Here is a 1,084-nt window from a genome sequence, read left to right on the forward strand (position 1 = left end):
ACAATCTGCGTCTTCTGGTCGCTCACGCCGGTCCCCCGAAAAAGTGTCAAGCAAAGTTAACACATATTATCCGGGCACCAAGCGATTTGCCGCAAGGCCAGCGATTTAGGCTTGAGCGCGGCCAAAGGGTCGGTTGAGCTGGACGATCTTCGCGTTGAGCATCGCGGCGAAGCTAACCCAGACGAGATAGGGCACGATCAGCCAGCTCGCGAGCACCGAATAGGGCCGCAGCCACACGCACATCGCGAACACCGACGCCCAGAGAAACACGACCTCGACCAGCGCCCAGTCGGGCCGCTTGAACTTGAAGAACAATGGCGACCACAGCAGATGAAACACGAAATTCGTCGCATAGAGCGCGATGACGATCATCCGGTCGCCTTCGGTCTGCGTCCCGTTCCACGCCAGCACGGCGGCCCAGGCCGCGAGGCCCAGGATGATCGTCCACGCCGGACCGAACAGCCAGTCAGGCGGCTGCCAGCTCGGTTTCCTGAGGTCCCTGTACCAGGTCCCGATCTCGGTCAGCAGCCCACCCGCTCCACCCAGAAGGACGGCCCAGGCGATGGCGGCGATGACGGGGGTGCTGAACATGGATGGCACATGGGGTCAGGCGGCAGCCAAGACAATGCCGTGCGCACTCCTCGCGCATCTTTGCTTGCCGCCAGCGGCTCAAGCTGCTGATATGGTTGCCAATGTTACAAAGACAAAAAGGGGTTTCCTGATGCGTATCCGTCACCTGCTGGCTGCCACCAGCTTCGCCGTACTGACCATGGCAGTGCCCATGGCCGCGCACGCGCAGGAGGCGGTGAAGCCCTCGCTGACGCTCAAGGCCGCAAAGGCGCAATTCCGCCCGGTCAGTTTCGCCAGCACCCTGCCCGCCCCCTCGGGCACATTGGTGTTGCCACTCGCCAGTGAAGCCGATCTCGCGCGCCGCGCCAGCGCGCTGTCCGAAGCCGAACGCACCGCGATCGCCCGTGCGCTCGCCTCTGCGGAGTTCGACTATACGTCGGGCACGCTCAGCCTGCGCGGGATCGGCGGATGGGACCGCATCCATGTCGTCGGCACCGGATCGGACCCGAGCGCG

At 63.9% G+C, this 1,084-nt stretch carries 1 protein-coding gene and 1 pseudogene; one reads left to right on the forward strand and one right to left on the reverse strand.

What is annotated here, in order from left to right; translation table 11 throughout:
• Window positions 1–105: 105 nt before the first annotated feature.
• Window positions 106–591: a TspO/MBR family protein gene (locus tag DM995_RS19060; protein ID WP_116970696.1), complete on the reverse strand. Its 486-nt coding sequence runs from the start codon at window positions 589–591 to the stop codon at window positions 106–108.
• Between the two features lie 130 nt (window positions 592–721).
• Between DM995_RS19060 and DM995_RS19065 the strand changes: the two are divergent.
• Window positions 722–1,084: pseudogene (locus DM995_RS19065) on the forward strand (leucyl aminopeptidase); the annotation flags it as partial.

Origin of the sequence: Blastomonas sp. UPD001 (genome assembly GCF_003426715.1) — a bacterium.
In the GTDB taxonomy this organism is placed as follows: Bacteria; Pseudomonadota; Alphaproteobacteria; order Sphingomonadales; family Sphingomonadaceae; genus Blastomonas.